Source organism: Kineobactrum sediminis (assembly GCF_002868715.1).
GTDB classification, from domain to species: Bacteria; Pseudomonadota; Gammaproteobacteria; order Pseudomonadales; family Halieaceae; genus Kineobactrum; species Kineobactrum sediminis.
This window is the reverse complement of sequence record NZ_PKLZ01000003.1, coordinates 60,213-73,860: the sequence shown is the minus strand read 5'-3', so window position 1 is coordinate 73,860 and position 13,648 is coordinate 60,213. Positions and strand designations below refer to the sequence as shown.

The 13,648-nt window shown below is 59.9% G+C and carries 16 protein-coding genes; 5 read left to right on the top strand and 11 right to left on the bottom strand.

Annotated elements, in window-relative coordinates; genetic code table 11:
* The first annotated feature begins 21 nt into the window (after nt 1-21).
* From CWI75_RS05680 to CWI75_RS05670, 3 genes are read left to right on the top strand one after another with little or no spacing between them, the layout of a single operon-like run.
* Complete coding sequence (locus tag CWI75_RS05680) at nt 22-381, top strand: YraN family protein (RefSeq protein WP_101520529.1); 360 nt, start codon at nt 22-24, stop codon at nt 379-381.
* A gap of 22 nt (nt 382-403) precedes the next feature.
* A complete protein-coding gene (locus tag CWI75_RS05675) occupies nt 404-1,012 on the top strand; it encodes a D-sedoheptulose-7-phosphate isomerase (RefSeq protein WP_101520528.1) in 609 nt (202 codons plus the stop codon).
* Entirely contained in the window at nt 1,009-1,584 is a 576-nt protein-coding gene (locus CWI75_RS05670) for a BON domain-containing protein (protein WP_101520527.1), read from the top strand. Before CWI75_RS05675 ends, CWI75_RS05670 begins: the two co-directional genes overlap by 4 nt.
* Before the next feature lie 36 nt (nt 1,585-1,620).
* On the opposite strand, the gene CWI75_RS05665 is transcribed toward CWI75_RS05670, so the two are convergent.
* The 7 genes from CWI75_RS05665 to zapE form a co-directional block, all read right to left on the bottom strand.
* Complete coding sequence (locus tag CWI75_RS05665; RefSeq protein WP_101520980.1) at nt 1,621-2,046, bottom strand: ClpXP protease specificity-enhancing factor; 426 nt, start codon at nt 2,044-2,046, stop codon at nt 1,621-1,623.
* Nucleotides 2,047-2,063: 17 nt separating this feature from the next.
* Nucleotides 2,064-2,696 (bottom strand): glutathione S-transferase N-terminal domain-containing protein, encoded by a 633-nt coding sequence (locus tag CWI75_RS05660; protein WP_101520526.1) that lies wholly within the window; start codon nt 2,694-2,696, stop codon nt 2,064-2,066.
* 85 nt (nt 2,697-2,781) lie between these two features.
* Nucleotides 2,782-4,821 (bottom strand): ubiquinol-cytochrome c reductase, encoded by a 2,040-nt coding sequence (locus CWI75_RS05655; protein ID WP_101520525.1) that lies wholly within the window; start codon nt 4,819-4,821, stop codon nt 2,782-2,784.
* Nucleotides 4,821-5,417, bottom strand: a complete 597-nt coding sequence (gene petA / locus CWI75_RS05650; RefSeq protein WP_101520524.1) for a ubiquinol-cytochrome c reductase iron-sulfur subunit — start codon at nt 5,415-5,417, stop codon at nt 4,821-4,823. The genes CWI75_RS05655 and petA overlap by 1 nt, the downstream gene beginning before the upstream one ends.
* Before the next feature lie 232 nt (nt 5,418-5,649).
* Nucleotides 5,650-6,042, bottom strand: coding sequence for a 30S ribosomal protein S9 (rpsI, locus tag CWI75_RS05645; RefSeq protein ID WP_101520523.1), 393 nt, complete (start codon nt 6,040-6,042; stop codon nt 5,650-5,652).
* Nucleotides 6,043-6,054: 12 nt separating this feature from the next.
* Nucleotides 6,055-6,483 carry a 50S ribosomal protein L13 gene (rplM, locus tag CWI75_RS05640; RefSeq protein WP_101520522.1) on the bottom strand — a complete coding sequence of 143 codons (429 nt, stop codon included), beginning with the start codon at nt 6,481-6,483 and terminating at the stop codon, nt 6,055-6,057.
* A 160-nt stretch (nt 6,484-6,643) separates the two neighbouring features.
* The gene (gene zapE / locus CWI75_RS05635) at nt 6,644-7,729 is read right to left on the bottom strand and encodes a cell division protein ZapE (RefSeq protein ID WP_101520521.1); all 1,086 of its coding nucleotides are present in this window, start codon (nt 7,727-7,729) and stop codon (nt 6,644-6,646) included.
* A gap of 233 nt (nt 7,730-7,962) precedes the next feature.
* Between zapE and CWI75_RS05630 the strand changes: the two genes are divergently transcribed.
* Nucleotides 7,963-8,430 carry a Z-ring associated ZapG family protein gene (locus tag CWI75_RS05630; RefSeq protein ID WP_101520520.1) on the top strand — a complete coding sequence of 156 codons (468 nt, stop codon included), beginning with the start codon at nt 7,963-7,965 and terminating at the stop codon, nt 8,428-8,430.
* Nucleotides 8,431-8,452: 22 nt separating this feature from the next.
* Here CWI75_RS05630 and CWI75_RS05625 read toward each other — a convergent pair whose 3' ends face one another.
* A complete protein-coding gene (locus CWI75_RS05625; protein ID WP_101520519.1) occupies nt 8,453-9,214 on the bottom strand; it encodes a Nif3-like dinuclear metal center hexameric protein in 762 nt (253 codons plus the stop codon).
* Between the two features lie 102 nt (nt 9,215-9,316).
* Here CWI75_RS05625 and CWI75_RS05620 point away from each other — a divergent pair, with 102 nt between their 5' ends.
* Nucleotides 9,317-10,417 (top strand): S1C family serine protease, encoded by a 1,101-nt coding sequence (locus tag CWI75_RS05620; RefSeq protein WP_101520979.1) that lies wholly within the window; start codon nt 9,317-9,319, stop codon nt 10,415-10,417.
* Between the two features lie 13 nt (nt 10,418-10,430).
* On the opposite strand, the gene hisD is transcribed toward CWI75_RS05620, so the two are convergent.
* The 3 genes from hisD to murA are packed head-to-tail and all read right to left on the bottom strand — an operon-like array spanning nt 10,431 to nt 13,637.
* Nucleotides 10,431-11,729: a histidinol dehydrogenase gene (hisD, locus tag CWI75_RS05615; RefSeq protein ID WP_101520518.1), complete on the bottom strand. Its 1,299-nt coding sequence runs from the start codon at nt 11,727-11,729 to the stop codon at nt 10,431-10,433.
* A gap of 1 nt (nt 11,730) precedes the next feature.
* Complete coding sequence (gene hisG, locus CWI75_RS05610; protein ID WP_101520517.1) at nt 11,731-12,366, bottom strand: ATP phosphoribosyltransferase; 636 nt, start codon at nt 12,364-12,366, stop codon at nt 11,731-11,733.
* Nucleotides 12,367-12,374: 8 nt separating this feature from the next.
* A complete protein-coding gene (gene murA / locus CWI75_RS05605; RefSeq protein ID WP_101520516.1) occupies nt 12,375-13,637 on the bottom strand; it encodes a UDP-N-acetylglucosamine 1-carboxyvinyltransferase in 1,263 nt (420 codons plus the stop codon).
* Between the last annotated feature and the right edge of the window lie 11 nt (nt 13,638-13,648).

Sequence of the window (13,648 nt, the reverse complement as noted above, 5' to 3'; positions counted from 1 at the left end):
GACGCCAGGGAGGCAACAGTCATGCGCGAGCGCGGTGCGGAATTTGAAGACCAGGCGGCTGCCTGGGCGGCGGGGCGGGGCTGGCGAATTGTGCGACGCAATTACCTCTGCAAATGCGGTGAGATCGACATCATCGCACTCGATGAGGAATGCCTGGTATTCATCGAAGTGCGGGCGCGGACCAACCCGCGCTTTGCCAGCGCCGCGGCATCGGTGGACCGGCGCAAGCAACAAAAGCTGCTGCGCGCGGCCGCCACCTTTTTACGCGCAGAGCCGATATGGGGCCGCAGAGCCTGCCGATTTGACGTACTCGCGTTCGAAACGCGACAATCCAAAACGGTCACGGAGCCGCTGTGGATACGCAGTGCATTCACGACCTGACCCGCAGCCAACGGAACCGGACATGGACGACGACTACCAGATCATTGCGGACACATTCCAGGATATTATCCACACCATTGCCCTGGCAGTGGATGACCTGGCAGCGCCTATCCAGGATGCGGTCACCCTGATTACCGCCACCCTGTTGCAGGAAGGCAAGATAATTATCTGTGGGAATGGGGTGGACGCCAGTGTGGCGCAGCTACTCAGCAGCAACCTGCTCGGCTGTTTTGAACAGGATCGCCCGGCCCTGCCGGCCCTGGTACTGGGCTGCGACAGTGCGGGCGCCGGCGCTATCGCCAGTCAGCAAGGCTTTGACGATATTTTTTCACGCCAGGTGAAAGCACTGGGCCAGCCCGGTGACTTGCTACTCTGTATCAGCAGCGGAATAGGCGCGAGTAACATAGTGCACGCGGTGCAGGCGGCCCTGGAACGGAACATGTCCATGCTCGCATTGTCCAATCCGGCGGACGCCGAGCTCACCGACCTGCTTCGAAACACGGGTGTTGTGATAAACTGCAACGCTCAGCGCAGGCCCAGGGTCGTGGAGTTGCACACAATGGTCATTCACCTGCTTTGTGAACTGACTGACCACAGTTTATTTGGTAATTACAACGGAAACCCTTCATGAAAATACTGACAACACTCACTCTGGTCATCAGCACAATGCTGGCCAGTGGTTGCGGCAGCATGCTCGCCACCGTGGACAAGGGCCCCATCCAGGACGACCCGGCCAAGCGCACCATGGCCCAGCGGCTTGAGGACCAGAGTATCGAGGTCAAGGCGATCGTCAATATCAACGCCGCGGATACGCGCTTCGACAACGCTCACCTGGTCGCGGTGAGCTACAACGGTTTTGTACTGCTCGCCGGACAGGTTCCCAGTCCGGAGCTGAAAACCCTGGCCGCCGACGAAGTCCGCAAGATCAGCGGCGTGCGCCGCATCTACAATGAACTTGAAATCGGCCCCGCCATTGGGACCCTGGCACGCACCCAGGACACCTGGATCACCAGCAAGATCAAGGCCTGGCTACTGGCCAATGTCGACACACCCGGTATTCGCACCAAGGTCATTACAGAAAACGGGGTTGTCTACCTGATGGGCCTGGTCACTGAAGAGGAAGCGCAGCGGGTAGCGGATATCGCCGCTGACATTACCGGCGTCAAGCGCGTCGTCCAGCTGTTCGAACTCCTGCCTTCCTGAAGCGCCTCGGCGCATCAGTTGGAGGCGGCAGCTTCGCTACCTGACAATCTTGAGTGCGGGCCTGGACTCAGGCTTGCCACCGGCGGGAGCACTACCTGAGGGGCTGCCATTACTACCGGTCGGGGGCTCATCCGGGCCTTCCGGCGGCGGCGTATCCTCTGCCTCGAACACCATGCCCTGGCCATTCTCACGGGCGTAAATACCGATGATCGCCTGCACCGGGACCAGGATATCCGTTGCCGTGCCACCGAAGCGGCCGTTAAAGCTTATCCAGTCATTGGCGATATTCAGGTCCACCACCGCACCCGGACTGACATTGAGGACAATCTGGCCCTCCTTGACATACTGGGACGGCACCTCCACGCCCTGCCGGGTGGCATCGACCAACAGGTAAGGCGTGCAATCGTTCTCCACGATCCACTCGTACAGAGCTCGTATGATATAGGGACGGCTGGAAGTCATCATGCCGGGCATACGCCTTAGAGGCGCATCTCGCGCTCCTGCTCAGACAGGCTTTCCTGGAAGGACTCCCGGTTGAACAGGGAATCCATGTAGGCAAGCAGGGGCTTGGACTGCTTGCTTGGGCGAATATCGACACCCAGTGCCGGCAGCCGCCACAAAATGGGAGCCAGGCAGCAATCAACGAGGGTGAACTCCTCATTCATGAAGAACGGCTTCTCGGCAAAAATCGGGGCGATGCCGAGAATACCCTCACGCAATTCCTTGGTGGCCTTGGTTACTACATTCTCACTGCGAGAGTGAAGAATGGAGTCCACCAGGGAACACCAGTCCCTTTCAATACGGTATATATACAGCCGGCTTTCAGCACGTGCCACGGGGTATACCGGCAACAATGGTGGGTGCGGAAAGCGCTCGTCAAGATACTCCATCATCACCTTGGATTCATAGAGCACCAGGTCGCGATCGACCAGGGTCGGCAGCGAGTTGTAGGGGTTGAGATCCGCAAGCTGAGGCGGTGGGTGGGCACCGTCGGACTCGATCAGGTCAACAGTGACGCCCTTTTCCGCAAGTACTATGCGCACACGGTGGCTATACTGGCTGGTACTGTCGGAGAAAAAGGTCATTGAAGACCGCCTTGCCACAACACTCATCGGGTTTTCCTCGGATCTTTTCATAGCTCAGTCTTGCCAGATAGGGGCCACGGCAGCAATCGCCGCAGCCGGTAAGAGGGAAGCATTAGTGTATATCTTTCCAGTATTCGCGATTCAACAGCCAGGTGAAGACAAAAAACAGGGCTATGAAGAGTAACACAAAGATACCGATGCGCTGGCGCTCCGCCGCCATCGGTTCAGCAGTATACGCCAGGAAGTTGACCAGGTCATACATCGACTCGTCAAACTGTTCCGGCGTCATGCTGCCTTCCTCACTCAGGGTGAAGCGTCCACACGGGTCCTCGAGGATTGGCTCGCCTGTCAGCGGGTCACGCTTGATGCCGCCGTTGGCGGCCTTGACCGGTCCCATCGCACATTCCTGCATCCCCTGCAGTTCAAGCAGGACATGGGGCATGCCCACGTCCTTGAACACCTTGTTATTGACACCGTAGGGGCGGCTGTCGTCGCGATAGAAGGTGCGCAGGTAGGTGTACAGCCAGTCGGGGTTGCGAGCGCGCGCCACCAGGGTCAGGTCCGGGGGGGCCGCACCGAACCATACCTTGGCTTCGGGCTTGGGCATGGCGTTATGCATCAGCGACCCGATCCTGACATCCGGGTCGAACATCAGGTTGGCTTCAAACAGGTCTTTCGGGATGCCGATGTCTTCAGCCACCCGCAGGTAACGCGAATATTGCAGGGAGTGGCACCCCATGCAGTAATTCATGTACACCTTGGCGCCATTTTGCAGCGAGGGCTGGTCCAGGGGGTCCACTTCAATCTCATCGCAGGGAATACTGCCACAATTGTAAGCAGCTTCGGCGCCGACGACCTTCAGCGGTATGAAGGTGAGCGCCAGGATAATCGCCAGGCCACCCATACTGCCCCAGAAGCCGATGCCTCCATCCATGGTTATCCGCTCGGGCACCGGTTTGGTCTTGTCCAGCGACGACCAGATGGGCATCAACAGGAAGAAGGCAAAGTAGAATACCGAGCATATCTGCGCCAGCAAGGTGCGCTCAGGCGTTGGTGACTTGACCCCCAACACACCCAGAATCAGGAATGAGGCGACAAACAGCATCAACATCACCTTGTTGATGTTGCCCCTATAGCGCCAGGACCTTACCGGGCTGCGATCCATCCAGGGGAGAATAAAGGGAATCGCGACCGAGGCGGCAAAGGCGATAAAGCCCCAGAATTTGTCCGGCACCGCACGCAGCACCGAATAGAACGGGGTGAAATACCACACCGGCGCAATATGGTCCGGGGTCTTCAGCGGGTTGGCCTCTTCAAAGTTGGCGTACTCCAGGAAGAACCCTCCCATTTCCGGCATGAAGAACATGACCGCACAGAAAATGAACAGGAATACCGCAATGGCCTGCAGGTCGTGCACCGAGTAGTACGGATGGAAAGCCACACCGTCCAGGGGCACGCCATTGGGGCCCTTGTGCTTCTTGATGTCAACGCCATCAGGGTTATTGGAGCCTACTTCGTGCAGCGCCAGCAGGTGCAGTACGACCAGGGCCAGCAACACAATCGGCAGGGCAACCACGTGCAGTGCAAAGAACCGGTTCAGGGTTGCCCCGGAAATCAGGAAGTCACCGCGTATCCAGGTCACCAGGCCTTCACCGACCACCGGGATGGCACCGAACAGGGAGATGATCACCTGGGCACCCCAGTAGGACATCTGCCCCCAGGGCAACACGTAGCCGACAAACGCCTCGGCCATCAGCACCACGAAAATCAGCATGCCGAAGATCCAGATCAGCTCCCTGGGCTTCTTGTATGACCCGTATATCAGGGCGCGGAACATGTGCAGGTAGACAACGACAAAGAATGCCGAGGCGCCGGTCGAATGCATGTAGCGCAGAATCCAGCCGTAATCGACGTCGCGCATGATATATTCGACGGAGGCGAAAGCCTCCTCTGCGCTGGGCGTATAGTTCATGGTCAGCCAGATACCGGTCAGCAGCTGGTTGACCAGCACGACCAGTGACAACACCCCGAAAAAATACCAGAAGTTGAAGTTCTTGGGGGCATAGTACTGCCCCATGTGGGTGTTCCACGCACGCATGATAGGCAGGCGCTCATCAACCCAATCGCGTAATCCGACAAGTACTTTGGTCATCAGGCTGCCTCCGCGTCCACGCCAATTACCAGGACGGCGTCACTCTCATAGGAATAAGGTGGTATCACCAGGTTGGTCGATGCCGGAACGCCGGAATAAACGCGGCCGGACAAATCAAATTTGGAGCCGTGACAGGGGCAGAAGAAGCCACCCAGCCACTCGTCGCCACCGAGGTCGGCCGCACCCACTTCGGGGCGGAATTTCGGGGCACACCCCAGGTGGGTGCAGAGCCCTTCGGCAACCAGGATTGCCGGGCGAATGGCGCGCTCAACCCCTGAGATGTAATCGGGCTGGGTGGATATGGAGGAATCCGGATCCTTCAGCTCGGCAGTCAGCTTGTCGAGGTCGGCCAGCTGTGACTCGGTGCGGTGCAGAACATAGACCGGCTTGCCGCGCCACTCGACCACGATCATCTGGCCCGGTTCCAGTTTACTGATATCGGCTTTGACCGGGGCACCGGCCGCCTTGGCCTTGGCCGAGGGCCGCCAGGAACCCACAAAGGGCACCGCCACACCGACAATACCGGCAACGCCTACCACGCTTGTCGCAGCCGTCAGGAAGCGTCTCCTGCCAGTGTTAACGCCATCGCTACTCATGCTTACTTCTCCTAATTACCGGCCCAGTGCATGCAACTGCCTGACCGAGGGGACCACTTCGCAAAACGGTGCAAATAGTAATGACTTTGCCTGTTGGTAACAAGGCAGATGCCCGATTTACGGGCCGGGAAGACGTACCAATGACGCTTTCCCAAAACAAAAAAACGCCCGGCCTGATTTCCAAACCGGACGTCTTCGAGACATGGCAGCCGGCCTGAAAGGCCAACCGCACTCAGCGCTTGGAGTACTGGGGACGCTTACGTGCCTTGCGCAGACCCACTTTCTTGCGCTCAACTTCCCGGGCATCACGGGTGACGTAGCCGGCACGACGCAGGACGCCACGCAGTGACTCATCGTAGTCCATGAGGGCGCGGGTAATCCCGTGGCGAATGGCGCCGGCCTGGCCGAAGCTGCCACCGCCTTCCACGGTCACATTGATGTCAAACTTGCTGACCAGCTCTACCAGCTCAAGCGGCTGGCGCACGATCATGCGCGCGACTTCACGGCCAAAGTACTGGTCGAGGGGACGCTTGTTCACCGTGATGCTGCCTTCGCCGTTCTTGATGAAGACGCGGGCAGTGGATGTCTTGCGACGACCGGTTCCGTAATACTGGGTTGCTGACATAAATAGTTTCCGTTAGATGTTCAGTGCTTGCGGCTGCTGCGCGGTATGCGGATGCTCATTGCCCGCATACACCTTCAGCTTCTTGAACATGGCCCGACCCAGAGGGTTGCGCGGCAACATGCCCTTGACGGCGGTCTGCAGGACCCGCTCAGGCGCCTTGACGATAAGCTTCTCGAAGGAAATAGACTTCAGGCCACCGATGAAACCGGTGTGGTGGTGATACATTTTGTCCGACGCCTTGGCGCCAGTCACCTGTATCTTCTCGGCGTTGATGACCACGATATAGTCGCCGGTATCAACGTGAGGTGTGTATTCTGCCTTGTGTTTGCCGCGCAGACGACGTGCAATCTCACTCGCCAGGCGCCCCAGGGTCTTGTCGGAAGCGTCGACCACGAACCAGTCGTGGGTCACATCTTCGGCTTTGGCACTAAAAGTTTTCATCAATAAACGCCTTGTGGAGGGCTCCAATTTCAAGAGGGCGAATACTACTGCTTCACTCGCCGCTTTTCAAGCTCAAAAAAAACATTGTTGTCATGCCGCACAGCGCCTGCCGGCCGCATGAGGGCACCGCGCGGTCACGTCCCCGCCGTGACGCAGCCACTCAGGGACGATGCTCCCTGGCCAGGTACTCGTGCGACTGCATTTCCTGCAAACGGGACACGGTCCGCTGGAACTCGAACCTCAGGCGGCGCCCATCATACAGTTCCAGCAAGGGCCTGTCAGCAGCCATTACCAGTTTTACATTGCGATCGTAGAATTCATCCACCAGGTTGATGAAGCGACGGGCGGCATCATCATTGGCTGAACCCATAGCCGGCACTGCGGATAGCACCACGGCATGAAAAATTCGCGCCAGCTCAATGTAATCATTCTGCGAACGCGGCCCCTCACACAGCTCGGCGAAATCAAACCACACCACGTCGTCCGCCAGGCTGCGGGTGCGCAATTCGCGCCCATTGACCGACAGGCTTGCGCCGGCATGTCCGGGATGCGGCGCCAGGCGCTCGAAGCTCTGCCGCAGACTGAGATCTGCGGCCTCGTCAAGCGGGCAATGATACAGCTCCGCCTGCTCGAGTGTGCGCAGGCGATAGTCAACCCCGGCATCGACATTCACCACTTTGGTGTAGCGTTCAATCAGGGCGATCGCCGGCAGGAAACGCTGCCGCTGCAAACCGTTCTCGTAGAGGCGGTGGGGCTCTATGTTGGACGTGGCCACCAGCGTCACGCCGCGCTCGAACAGGGCTTCCATCAGCCCCCCCAGGATCATTGCATCAGCAATATCGGTAACAAAGAATTCGTCAAAGCATATCACGCCGGCTTCACTCGCGAGCTGATCGGCAACCAGCTCCAGCGGGTTCTTCTCACCGGCGAATTCCCTCAACTGCACATGAACGCGTTGCATGAAACGGTGAAAGTGTACCCGTGTCTTGTTCGGCAGCGGCAGGCATTCGTAGAACGTATCCACCAGATAGGTCTTGCCACGGCCGACCCCACCCCACAGGTACAGGCCGATCTCGGGCTCGGGCGTCGACCGGCGCAGCCGCTGCCACCAGCGCAACGACTGCCGGTGCCGGGCCAGCAAACGGTCATAAAGCTCCTGCAACAAGCGCACCGCCTCTTCCTGCGCCTGATCATGCACAAAGTCGGGCTGCTCGAGGTCAGCCTGATAGCGCTGCCAGGGGGTCATGCCAGTCGTGGCCACCGGAGTTCCATTTCGTCGCGAGAGGGTTGCAAATCGGCGGACACTCTACCTGCGGGAGCATTTCTTGGCAACGTCGGACGCCGCGCCAGCCGGCAAACGGGTTTGATGCGACACTATTTTTTGGAGCTCGGTGCTGTTTTGAGCACGAGCCGGTCTAGAGTCCGGGCCGGATTACGGTATACTGCACCTGCCTTAACCCGCTTTAATGAGGAACCCCTGTGTATAGTCTGACAATTCTCGTCGCTACCGGCATCATTGCACTCGCGGCCGGCTCCGCTATCGGCCTGCTGCTGGGTAAACGCCTGTCGGCAAGCACCAAAAGCCTGAGGGAAACCGAGCGCGAGCTCGACCGGCTCAAGCAGGACAAACGCGCCTACGAGGAAGAGGTCGTTGAGCACTTTACCCAGGCCGCCAGCTTGCTGAACAACCTGACCGACAGCTACCGGAATGTGCACAATCACCTGGCTTCAGGTGCTGCAAACCTCTGCCAGGAGCGGGGTCCGGTATCTTTGGCCATGCTTGAAAGCCGCAACAGTGACGGTGAAATCCCCGCACACCTCGCCCAGATCAAGCCCCCCCTGGACTACGCGCCGAAAACCTCGCCGGAAGAAAAGGGTATGCTGAACGAAGAATTCGGCATCGACCGGCAGCATAAGCCACTCGAAGCCAGGACCGCCAACGATTGATGGCGGCCGATCCCAGGCGGGGTCATACCGGGTTTTCAATATCGATAAAGCGGTGCTCAATACCAAAATGGCCCGCGAGATGCTCACCCAGGGCCTGGACCCCATAGCGTTCAGTGGCATGGTGGCCGGCGGCGATGAAACCGATCCCCTCTTCCCGCGCAAAGTGCACCGTCTGTTCCGAAGCCTCACCGGTAATGAACAGGTCGGCGCCGGCGGCGTAGGCAGCCTCTATCCAGGACTGTGCCGCGCCAGTGCACCAGGCGAGGCGCTGCACCGGGCGATCAGGGTCCCCGATATACAACGGTGCCCGCCCGGTCAGGGTCGCCAGCCGACTTACCAGGGCCGACGCCAGCACCGGTCCGGGCAGGCTGCCAATATTACCCAGCGCCTCGGGTTTTGATGGATCCATCGGAAACTGCTCAACGATACCCAGGAGTTTACCAAGACAGGCGTTATTACCCAGTTCGACATGCGCGTCCAGCGGCAGGTGATAGGCCAGGAGACTGACGTCGTGCTGCAACAGAAGCCCCAGGCGGCGACGTTTCATGCCCACTATCAACGGCGACTCGCCTTTCCAGAAATAGCCGTGATGCACCAGCACCGCATCGGCCTGCCAGGCTATGGCGGCATCCAGCAGCGCCTGACACGCGGTAACACCGGTCACCAGGCGAGCAACCCGGGGCTTTCCCTGTACCTGCAGCCCGTTGGGGCAGTAATCCTGGAAACGCTGCGGCTGCAGGGTCTCTTCCAGGTGACCAACCAGCTCATCGAGTGCAACGGACATAGTTAACGCTCCTGCTAAATCTAATGAAAGCCGGGCTTGCGGCTGCCGTGAAGGCCGCCATCATATACAATGGGCGGCTACATCAACAAATGGCTTCGTACTATGCCCCCCAGCCTGCGTTTCATCACCTGGCCCACCATTGCCGGCCTGCTGGCGGCCCTGCTGATCCTGGATCGGTGGGTACTGCCGCCCGAGGGTAATGCGCGCATGGCCACCGAGACCGGCAGTTATGCAACCGCGGTACACCAGGCAACCCCGGCCGTTGTCAACATTTACACCGCCAAACTGATACCGACACGGCCAGGCGGGACCCGCACCAATCCATTCTCCAGCCAGGCGCCACAACGCCAGCGCATTGAACGCTCACTGGGCTCCGGCGTGATCATGACTGACCAGGGCCATGTGCTGACCAATAATCATGTGATTCACGAAGCGGATGCCATTGAGGTACTGCTCCACGATGGTCGCTCCGCCAATGCGGTGGTCATTGGCACCGATCCCGCTACTGACCTGGCGGTACTCCAGATCAAGCTTCCCGACCTGCAGCCGATAGCCCTCGCCAATTCCGATACTGCCCGGGTGGGCGATGTCGTGCTCGCCATCGGTAACCCGCTGGGCTTCGGCCACTCGGTCACCCAGGGTATCGTGTCCGCACTCGGACGCTATGGCCTGCAGCTATCGCTGTATGAAGATTACATTCAAACCGACGCCACCATTCACCTGGGCAATTCCGGGGGCGCCCTGATCAATACCCGGGGCCAGTTGCTGGGCATCAATACCCTGATCTATACCGGCAATGAACCGGCGAGGGGTACCCCAACCGGCATCGGCATCAGCCTCGCCATTCCCGCCAACCTGGCACTGTTTGTGATGGACGACCTTATTCGCTACGGCGAAGTCATTCGCGGCTGGCTGGGGGTGAGTGTCGGGCCGGTACGAGGTGTCGACGGCAGCGGCCCATCGGCCCAGCTGCTGGAAGTCACCGCCGTCGCTGAAGGCGGCCCGGCCCAGCGAGCGGGGATCCAGGTGGGCGACATCATCACCCATATTGATGGCGAACCGGCTCGGGATGGTCGCCTGACCATGCACCGTATCGCACAACTGCGCCCCGGCGACAATATTGAGATCACCGTACAGCGCAACCAGCAATCGATTGATTTACGGGCCATTGTCGGCACGTTGCGACAATCGCCCAGCCGTTAGGGGCCTGTCGGTGTCAGTCGTCCTGCTGCAGGCGCATTTCAGCACTGCGGGCGTGGGCCGTGAGCTGCTCACCCCGGGCCAGTACCGAGGCGATACGCCCCAGTGACTGTACCCCCTGTTCGCTGCACATGATCAATGAACTGCGTTTCTGGAAGTCGTACACGCCCAGTGGCGAAAAGAACCGCGCGCTGCGAGAGGTTGGTAATACGTGATTGGGTCCGGCGCAATAATCACCCAGGCTCTCGGAGGTGAAGCGACCCATGAAGATCGCCCCGGCGTGCCGCACCAGTGGCAACAGCGCCTCCGGATCCAGCACTGACAGCTCCAGGTGCTCCGGAGCCAGCTGGTTACTGATCGCCACTGCCTCTGCCAGGTCACGGGTCAGCACCAGGGCACCGCGCGCGGCCAGGGAAGCGCGAATGATGTCCGCCCGCTCCATGGTGGGCAGCAGGCGATCAATACAAGCCTGCACTTCATCAAGGTAATCCGCATCCGGGCATAACAGGATTGCCTGGGCATTTTCGTCGTGTTCGGCCTGGGAAAAAAGGTCCATCGCGATCCACTCGGGATTGGTGGCACCGTCGCAGATAACCAGGATTTCCGAGGGTCCGGCGATCATGTCGATGCCTACCCGACCGAACACCTGGCGCTTGGCGGTGGCAACGTAGATATTGCCCGGGCCGACGATCTTGTCTACCGCGGGCACCGTCTCGGTACCAAATGCGAGTGCGGCCACGGCCTGGGCGCCACCGATAGTGAATACCCGATCGACGCCGGCGACTGCCGCCGCCGCCAGCACCAGGTCGCTCAACTCCCCGCCCGGCGCCGGCACCACCATGATGATTTCAGCGACCCCGGCCACTTTCGCCGGCAGCGCGTTCATCAATACCGAGGACGGATAGCTGGCCTTCCCGCCCGGCACATAGATGCCAACCCGATCCAGGGCGGTGATCTTTTGCCCCAGCAGGTTGCCCTCGGCGTCGCGGTATTCCCAGCTCTCCTGCAGCTGATGCTGGTGATAGCTGCGTATCCGTTCCGCCGCCTGCTCCAGGGCCTCGCGCTGCTGCACCGGGATTGCTGCCAGTGCCGCCTCGAGATGGGCCGCGGACACCTCAAGTTCGGCCATGGTCGCCGCCTGCAAATGGTCAAGGCGGGCCGTGTATTCCAGCACTGCCGCATCGCCGCGCTGTTGTACCGCAGACAGAATGGCCGCTACGGTGGTGTTAACCGCCTCATCAAGCCCCTGCTCCCATTCGGTAAGCCGGGCCAGGCGTTGCGCAAAATCACTATCCCGGGTATCGAGGCGCTGCATTTCAAACCTCTCCGACGACGGCCGACAGGCTGTCGATCAGGCCCTGGATATGGGCGTAGTGAGAACGCATGGCCGCCTTGTTCACGATAAGCCGGGAACTGATACTGGCAATTTCCGCCAGCGGTGCCATGCCGTTGGCGCGCAAGGTATTCCCGGTATCGACAATATCAACAATCAGGTCGGCCAGGTTCATCATGGGTGCCAGTTCCATGGCGCCATACAGCTTTATGACATCCGCGTGCACACCCTGGGCCGCAAAATGCCGACGCGCAATATTGGCGAACTTGGTGGCAACCCGCACCCGTGAGCCCCGAGCCTGCCAGCCCACCGGCCCGGCGGTCATCAAACGGCAGCGGGCAATGCCCAGGTCCAGCGGCTCATAAAGCCCCTCGGCGCCGTGCTCCAGCAGGATATCCTTGCCCACCACACCCAGTTCGGCGGCACCGTGACGGACATAAGTGGGCACATCGGTACCCCGTATCACCACCAGTTGCAGGGCATCGTGATTGGTGGCAAAGATCAGCTTGCGACTTTTGGCGATGTCCTCCAGCGGTTCAATGCCCGCGCGTGCCAGCAGCGGCAGGGTTTCCTTGAGGATCCGGCCCTTGGTTAGCGCCATGGTGAGGGGTCTTTGCATAGGTATTTTCAGCCAGCCTGGCGACGGATATCCGCCCCCAGCAACTGCAGCTTCTCCTCAATACATTCATAACCGCGATCGATGTGGTAGATGCGGTCAATAACGGTTTCGCCCTGGGCTACCAGGCCGGCAATCACCAGGCTGGCGGAAGCCCGCAGGTCACTCGCCATTACCGGGGCACCCTGCAACTGCGGTTGCCCGGTAATAATGGCGGTATTGCCCTCGATCACGATATGGGCGCCCATCCTGTTCATCTCATGGGTCTGGATCAAGCGGTTCTCGAAGACCGTTTCGGTAACCGTACCGGTACCTTCGGCAATAGCGTTCATGGCCGTAAACTGGGCTTGCATGTCCGTGGGAAACCCGGGATAGGGTGCCGTTTTGATGCTGACCGCCCGCGGCCGACGACCATTCATTTCCAGGGAGATCCAGTCATCGCCCTGCTCGACCTGTGCGCCCGCCTCTACCAGCTTGTGCAATACGACTTCCAGATCCCCGGGGCAGGTATCCCTGAGCATGATCCGGCCGCCCGTGGCCGCGGCCGCCACCAGATAGGTGCCGGTCTCAATGCGATCGGGCATAACGGCGTATTCACAGCCGTGCAGCCGTTCAACGCCGTCAATGACAATAGTATCGGTACCGTGGCCGGTGATTTCGGCGCCCATGGCGATCAGGCACCGCGCCAGGTCGACAACCTCGGGTTCCCGGGCCGCATTCTCAAGCACCGTTCGACCCTGTGCCAGGGTAGCGGCCATCATCAGGTTCTCCGTACCGCCCACGGTCACGGTCTCCATCAGGATCCTCGCACCCCGCAGCCGGCCCTGGACCTCGGCATTGATATAGCCGCCATCCACGGTGATTGTCGCACCCATGGCCTCCAGTCCCTTGAGGTGGAGATCAACCGGGCGACTGCCGATCGCACAGCCCCCGGGGAAAGAGACATGCGCCTTGCCAAAGCGGGCCACCATGGGTCCCAGCACCAGAATGGAAGCACGCATGGTGCGAACCAGCTCATACGGCGCGGAAAAACCGGATACATTGGCGGCATTGACCTCAATACCGAGCTTTTCATCCAGGGTAAGGTCGACGCCCATGCAACCCAGCAGTTCGATCATGGTGGTAATATCATGCAGATGCGGCAGGTTGCGCACAATGACCGTATCAGCTGACAAGAGGGTAGCCGCCAGAATCGGCAGAGCCGCGTTCTTGGCTCCGGCGATACGCAATTCGCCACTGAGGGGTCGCCCCCCACGAATAACCAGTTTATCCACGTTAACTCCAG

Coding starts and splice junctions, on each gene's coding strand:
- CWI75_RS05680 (WP_101520529.1), top strand. CDS start 22: ATGCGCGAGCGCGGTGCGGAATTTGAAGACCAGGCGGCTGCCTGGGCG.
- CWI75_RS05675 (WP_101520528.1), top strand. CDS start 404: ATGGACGACGACTACCAGATCATTGCGGACACATTCCAGGATATTATC.
- CWI75_RS05670 (WP_101520527.1), top strand. CDS start 1,009: ATGAAAATACTGACAACACTCACTCTGGTCATCAGCACAATGCTGGCC.
- CWI75_RS05665 (WP_101520980.1), bottom strand. CDS start 2,046: ATGACTTCCAGCCGTCCCTATATCATACGAGCTCTGTACGAGTGGATC.
- CWI75_RS05660 (WP_101520526.1), bottom strand. CDS start 2,696: ATGAGTGTTGTGGCAAGGCGGTCTTCAATGACCTTTTTCTCCGACAGT.
- CWI75_RS05655 (WP_101520525.1), bottom strand. CDS start 4,821: ATGACCAAAGTACTTGTCGGATTACGCGATTGGGTTGATGAGCGCCTG.
- petA (WP_101520524.1), bottom strand. CDS start 5,417: ATGAGTAGCGATGGCGTTAACACTGGCAGGAGACGCTTCCTGACGGCT.
- rpsI (WP_101520523.1), bottom strand. CDS start 6,042: ATGTCAGCAACCCAGTATTACGGAACCGGTCGTCGCAAGACATCCACT.
- rplM (WP_101520522.1), bottom strand. CDS start 6,483: ATGAAAACTTTTAGTGCCAAAGCCGAAGATGTGACCCACGACTGGTTC.
- zapE (WP_101520521.1), bottom strand. CDS start 7,729: ATGACCCCCTGGCAGCGCTATCAGGCTGACCTCGAGCAGCCCGACTTT.
- CWI75_RS05625 (WP_101520519.1), bottom strand. CDS start 9,214: ATGTCCGTTGCACTCGATGAGCTGGTTGGTCACCTGGAAGAGACCCTG.
- CWI75_RS05620 (WP_101520979.1), top strand. CDS start 9,317: ATGCCCCCCAGCCTGCGTTTCATCACCTGGCCCACCATTGCCGGCCTG.
- hisD (WP_101520518.1), bottom strand. CDS start 11,729: ATGCAGCGCCTCGATACCCGGGATAGTGATTTTGCGCAACGCCTGGCC.
- hisG (WP_101520517.1), bottom strand. CDS start 12,366: ATGCAAAGACCCCTCACCATGGCGCTAACCAAGGGCCGGATCCTCAAG.